Source organism: Rhizobacter sp. (assembly GCA_021153565.1).
In the GTDB taxonomy this organism is placed as follows: domain Bacteria; phylum Pseudomonadota; class Gammaproteobacteria; order Burkholderiales; family Burkholderiaceae_C; genus Albitalea.
The window spans coordinates 1-5475 of record JAJKJU010000099.1 but is presented as its reverse complement, the minus strand read 5'-3'; the positions used below and the strand labels follow the sequence as shown (position 1 = coordinate 5475).

General features: G+C 63.0%; 6 protein-coding genes. All 6 read right to left on the bottom strand.

The features are described 5' to 3' along the window. Positions 1 to 93: 93 nt before the first annotated feature. The 6 genes from AC30NL_RS06220 to AC30NL_RS06195 all read right to left on the bottom strand — a co-directional run bounded on the left by AC30NL_RS06220 (position 94) and on the right by AC30NL_RS06195 (position 5253). On the bottom strand, positions 94 to 801 hold the full coding sequence (locus AC30NL_RS06220; protein WP_489463142.1) for an ATP-binding protein: 708 nt from the start codon (positions 799 to 801) through the stop codon (positions 94 to 96). A gap of 184 nt (positions 802 to 985) precedes the next feature. After that, positions 986 to 1348 (bottom strand): DUF4143 domain-containing protein, encoded by a 363-nt coding sequence (locus AC30NL_RS06215; RefSeq protein WP_489463141.1) that lies wholly within the window; start codon positions 1346 to 1348, stop codon positions 986 to 988. Positions 1349 to 1444: 96 nt separating this feature from the next. Further along, positions 1445 to 2149: a class I SAM-dependent methyltransferase gene (locus tag AC30NL_RS06210; RefSeq protein WP_489463140.1), complete on the bottom strand. Its 705-nt coding sequence runs from the start codon at positions 2147 to 2149 to the stop codon at positions 1445 to 1447. Positions 2150 to 2159: 10 nt separating this feature from the next. Further along, entirely contained in the window at positions 2160 to 3188 is a 1029-nt protein-coding gene (locus AC30NL_RS06205) for a glycosyltransferase family 2 protein (RefSeq protein WP_489463139.1), read from the bottom strand. Beyond that, positions 3185 to 4330, bottom strand: a complete 1146-nt coding sequence (locus AC30NL_RS06200) for a glycosyltransferase family 4 protein (RefSeq protein WP_489463138.1) — start codon at positions 4328 to 4330, stop codon at positions 3185 to 3187. Before AC30NL_RS06200 ends, AC30NL_RS06205 begins: the two co-directional genes overlap by 4 nt. Continuing rightward, a complete protein-coding gene (locus AC30NL_RS06195; RefSeq protein WP_489463137.1) occupies positions 4327 to 5253 on the bottom strand; it encodes a class I SAM-dependent methyltransferase in 927 nt (308 codons plus the stop codon). The genes AC30NL_RS06200 and AC30NL_RS06195 overlap by 4 nt, the downstream gene beginning before the upstream one ends. Positions 5254 to 5475: the final 222 nt, after the last annotated feature.

Genomic DNA, 5475 nt, shown 5'->3' with positions numbered 1-5475 from the left:
TGTAAAGCTCGGCCACAGCCGTCAAGGGCGCTTTCGAGGAATTGATTTCGGCTCGCGTGCGCGGCGTCGTTCGGGCTTGCGGATGGACTCGACTCACTGGCCTTTCTCGTGTTGGAAGGCTTCGATAACACCCCGCAAAAGGTCTCTGGCTCGGAACAGCGGCCAGCTGCGGATTGGCACATGATCACACGGGATGGGACATGTAGAGCGAGGGGTGGACGCGAATAATCTAAGCAACACCCCGTCCCGGCCGAGCAAAGCCGCCACCGGCACCACTTCCACTCGCTCGGCCAACGGGTAGCGTCGCGACACCGGGGCAATCACATACGCACGGTCGATTTGCAGATCTTCCAGCACCTGCCAGAAGCCTTTGGTTGGTTTGGGGGCGGACGAGAATTTGATTTCTACGCCCACCTTGCGCGTGCCGCGCTCAATCACCAGGTCCAGTTCCGTGCCGGCGGCCGTGCGGTAGAAGCCCAGTTGCGCATCGGGGGGCAGCACGGCCGCCACTTGCTCCACCACAAAGCCCTCCCAGGACGCGCCGGCAATGGGGTGTCCCTGCAAGTCCTGCACGGTCGCGATACCGAGCAGAGCGTGCAGCACGCCGCTGTCGCGCAAATACACCTTGGGTGACTTGACCAGTCGCTTGCCGACGTTCGCGAGATGCGGTTGCAAGCGGCGCACCATCATCGTGTCGACCAGAACGTCGAGATATCGGGCGGCCGTGGTATGCGAAGCACCGCCGAGCGACATGCCCAGTTGCGAGGCATTGAACAACTGCCCTTGCAGGTGGGCCAGCATTTGCCTTCAATTGAACCTCGAAGCTGCCTTTCAATCTCCTTGTATTTTGAACATGGGACAGTCAATTTACAACCAACAGATTAGCTCTCAACTCTGCCTGTGCTCCGACACTTTGGGGATGCGGAGGCGTGGGCGCATGCGCTGGGCGGCGCGAGATGCGGCAGCAGGCGGCGCCCCGTCTTGATCATGCCGCCCTACCCCCACCCGCCCACAACACGCCAAGGGGCACCGCCCACAAGTGCTCCTCGAACGGCATGATTTGTTCGCCGGTGTAGAGGACGATTCCTCTGGCGAAGGCCTTCACTTCGACACCCACGATCCGCTGACTGGGCGCTTCGAGCACCAGATCGACCTCTTGCCCCGCCGCCGTGCGAAAGTGCCAGGCAGTGGCCGCAGTTTCTGCCCAGCGCAGGTGGCGCCGCACTTCCTGCACGGCGAATGTTTCGAGCAAGGGCCCTAGCTGCGGCGACAAGGCCAGCGCAGCAGGATCAGTGTGGCCCCGCAGATGCGCGGTGAGTCCGGCTTTTTCGCTGATACATGGCTGCATTTTCGCCACGCCATGGCGAAAATGCAGCCATCCGGACACGTTAAGCGCCAGCTACAAGCCCGACGTGGCCGAGTTCGCCGGCACTGAATCCTGGCGTCAAACCTTGGCAATCCAGCACAGCACATGGGTGCGCAGCGCGGGCACGAAGTTGAACCATGTGTAGAGCGAGGGATGGAGGCGTGTCACGGCGCGTGCGATGAGCGGCGCGAGCGTGATTCGTCTGGATTGCATCCGCCCATGCGGGAACAGGGCGCGCACACGCGACAGCGGAACGCCGCGAACGTCGCGGTTGCGCGGGTTGTCGACGGTGAAGTCATACCAAAGCACGCCGCCGCCAGGCTTCACCACCGACCACATCGCGTCGGCCAGTCGCTGCTGGAAGGTGTCGTCGAGCAGGGACGAGAACACCGTTGCCTGCAGCACGATGTCGACGCTGCCCACCTCTGGCACCAGCCGTACGGCATCGCCTTGAAGCAGCGTTACCGGCTCGGGCAAACGTGCGCGCGCCACCGCATGACGCTCCGGCAAGAGTTCGATGCCCGAAAGGTTCTCGGGCATGAAGCCCATGAGCAGGCATTCGATGAGGTTGCTGCCCGTGCCGCACCCCACTTCGAGCAGCTTGAGCAACGACAGGTCCGTGAAGCCGAGTCGCGAAAAGAGCGACAGCATCGCGCGTTGCCGCTCTTGCAGCGCCCGCAACGCCGACGGATTGAGCAGGCTATAGCGCGGATCGTGTGGCACGCGCCGCGCATAGCGCTCGCGAACGGATTGCGGCTCAGCGGAATGATCGTGCTGGTTCATGCTCATCGCCTCATCTCGTCAGCCTGGCGAAGCGTTCACGGCCTTTGCCGTGACGAAGAACATCCCACCACCCGATGATCGAGCCGATTCCATAGCCGAAGTGGTACGCGGCGATGACGGCGGGGATGCGCACGAGAACAGGCAAGCCTGGCTTCGCCGACACGGCCACCGCGGCAGTCATGGTGAGCACTGCCGCGCTGTACATCCCGATCAGCACGACAAGCGGCCAGACAGACAACCCCACCGCGGCGACCACTGCGGACAAACCCAGCAAGGCGACGAAGACACTCGGCACCGCATGCCGCACCGACGCGGCCTGCCCATGCTTTTTCATCACGAACGGCTTCCAGTATCCATACTGCAAATACTGTCGAAACACTTGCGACAACGAAGCACGCGGCCGATACACGCTTCGAATGCGCGACGACTGCCACACCCGTCCACCGCCTTTCACGATGCGCAGGTTGTGCTCATCGTCCTGGTTGCGCACGAGCTGTTCATCGAATCCGCCGAAGCGCTCGAAGCTCTTGCGCGGCCAGCTTCCGAGGTACACGGTATCGGCCCAACCGTCGTAGTCGAGTTGCCGCGACAGCGCGCCGCCCGCCACCCACCGCGACTGGAAGGCCGCAGCCACCGCATGCTGCATCGGCCGGGCGTCGGCATCTGGCTCTGCCCGCCAAGGGCCGCCCACGTTGTCGGCACTGGTCTCGGCCATCACCGCCAGGCACTGGGCGACATAGTCGTCGGCGTACTCGCTGTGAACATCCATGCGCACGATGGCTTCACCCGTCGCCAGCTTCATGGCAGCGTTGAGTCCGGTGGAAACGATGCGCTTCGGGTTGGCGATCCACGCCACACGCGGCTCTGATGCCGCGATGCGCTGCAGCAGTTCGCGCGTTCCGTCGTCGCTTTGCCCGTCTGCGACGACGAGCTGAAGACGCCATCCCGACGGTAGCTGTTGCCGCATCACTCCTTCACAAAATCTTTCGATGTACTTGTGCTCGTTGCGACATGGGACGATCACCGACACCACCTTCATGCGGCCGCTCCGTAGGCGTTTCGCACGGCGACGTCGCGCACAAGCATCGTCCAGCGGCGCTCATGCTCTTGCGGACTGAAGTGCTCGCGACTGCGCTCGATGGCAGCACGGGCCATTTGTCGGCGAAGGGCCGGCGACGACAGCAGTTCGATGATCGCGGCCGCCAGCGCATTGACGTCGCCCAGCTTCACGAGTCGGCCGGTCTGCTCGTTGATGATTTCACCGGGCCCTGTCGGACAGTCGAACGCCACCGCCGGCACGCCCAAAGCCTGCGCTTCGAGCAAAGCGAGCGGCATGCCTTCATACCGCGAAGACAAGACGAACACGGCGGCGTCGCGGTAGTAGCGTTCGATCTGCCCAGTCGGCGCGATCCATTCGATCCGGTCGTCAACGCCCAGTTCTTTTGCGATGCGTTCATGCTCCGCGCGCAGCGGTCCGTCCCCCGCGATTCGAAGGCGCGCTTCGGGCATCGCCTTCGCTACTGCGGCCCAGGCCTTCACGAGCAGATCGAAGCCTTTCTGGGCGACATGCCGCCCTACCGCAAGAACCAGGGCCTTGTCCGGCAGCGACGGTGCATCAGCGCGCAGCGACGATGCGTTGTAGATGACCTGTGTGCGCGGATTCAATGCACGGAAACGGGGTTCGTCCGCCCGCGTGAGACTCACCACGGCGCCGACCTTCGGATACAGCCACTGCCGCAGCTGCTGCCACAGTGCCGATCTCGCCGTGAAGTGGTTGTGGTCGCAGCAAATCGTTCGCATGGCAAAGCGGCGATCGAGGACGAGCACTGAACAAGCCGTGGTCAATCCATTGAGCACGACCACGTCGGGACGATCCGATCGAATCACGCGAGCAAGCGCGTGGCCGACGCGCCACTGCGTGCGCAAAAGCCGCCATGCGCGCGCAACTCGTGAACTTGCGGCCTCGGCATCGCCCGAAGACCGCCTTGCATCCCCCGTCAGCACACGCACCGATGCGTTCAGCGGGTACTGGATCTCCGCCCGCTGCGTATCGACACTGCCCACTGCCACGTCCATTCCTTCGCCCGCCAAATGATTCGCCATCGCACACACGAAGCGCTCTACACCGCCCGAGATATCCAGGCGATCGCAGAGCAACAGGACGCGCATTGGCGGAGTCATCGCGTCGACGTTCGATTGACGAGCGAATGCACGTCGACACGCTGGTAGTCAGGCTGCGGCAGATCGAGCCCGCTGTTGCGCACGACACGCCATCGTTCGCGGCCCGCGCGCATTGCATCGATCAAGCCCCATTGGACGAGCTGACGAACAACCCTCTGTCGCCCTCTCAGCGACGCAGCCGGCTCACCCGCAGCGGCAGCCGGCGCATGAACCCACTTATCCTGCGCATAGTCTGACTGCTGCGGCGCAGCCAGCGGCCCCACCTCGCGCAGCTTGCGCGCGATCACGAGCATGTACACCTCGTGGCTGTTGCACAGGTTCACGCGACGCTTCACATCCATCGGGTTCGCCACCTTCCACCAATGAAGCCGGTCAGCCTTCAACGCGAACCACAACCCGCGCATCTCGAAGCCGTTTCTGGCCTGGTAGAGGTTGAAGAAGAGCTCCGGCGAGAACTGATAGAAGCCGTGTCCCGACAGATTGTTGGCCGGCAGCGAATGAAACACGTGACCCCCGACGCGGCACAAGTCCACACAATTGCGCCACGCAACGGGGAAGTTGAAGACGTGTTCGAGGCAACCGAAATCGAGCACCGCGTCGTAGCTGCCGCGCTCGACACTGTTCGTCGGCCACGGCAGGTTCATGTCATGGATGAGGCGCGCGTTCTCGTAGGGCGATGCATCGACGGAATCAGCGACGCCCGCGCCCAGCCACTGCTGCATCAACGGCTCGAAGTAGCGCAGCGCGCCTGGTGCAATCGCCGGCTCCGCAAGCGGCGGCAAGCCGCGAAGGCGCCGATGCTGCTCCAGCTCGAAGTCTTCGATGAACAGCGCCTGCCGCCCGATCGCCAGCGTGCGATCGAAGCTCGCGCCGATGTCTTTCGCATGCGCCAGCAGGTTCAAGTTGTGGATATCGATGCCCACCCGTGTTTTTCCTTTTTCTGTCAGAGGCTGAGAGTTTTGCGAGCGGGCATGATCGAAATATTCTCAGAGGTTGAGAGTTTTTCGAGCGTGCCCGAGCAGCGCGTCAAAAGGCACCTGATCCAGGCGCAAAGCGCAGCCATAGCCCGGGCTATGGCGAGCATTTGCAACGACGAGCAGGGGTCTTTTGACGTGATGAGCGGGCATGATCGAAATACTCTCAGC

What these genes read in the sequence shown, in the direction of transcription:
- AC30NL_RS06200 (WP_489463138.1), bottom strand. Translation starts at nt 4,330, where the DNA reads ATGACTCCGCCAATGCGCGTCCTGTTGCTCTGCGATCGCCTGGATATC.
- AC30NL_RS06205 (WP_489463139.1), bottom strand. Translation starts at nt 3,188, where the DNA reads ATGAAGGTGGTGTCGGTGATCGTCCCATGTCGCAACGAGCACAAGTAC.
- AC30NL_RS06215 (WP_489463141.1), bottom strand. Translation starts at nt 1,348, where the DNA reads ATGCAGCCATGTATCAGCGAAAAAGCCGGACTCACCGCGCATCTGCGG.
- AC30NL_RS06210 (WP_489463140.1), bottom strand. Translation starts at nt 2,149, where the DNA reads ATGAACCAGCACGATCATTCCGCTGAGCCGCAATCCGTTCGCGAGCGC.
- AC30NL_RS06220 (WP_489463142.1), bottom strand. Translation starts at nt 801, where the DNA reads ATGCTGGCCCACCTGCAAGGGCAGTTGTTCAATGCCTCGCAACTGGGC.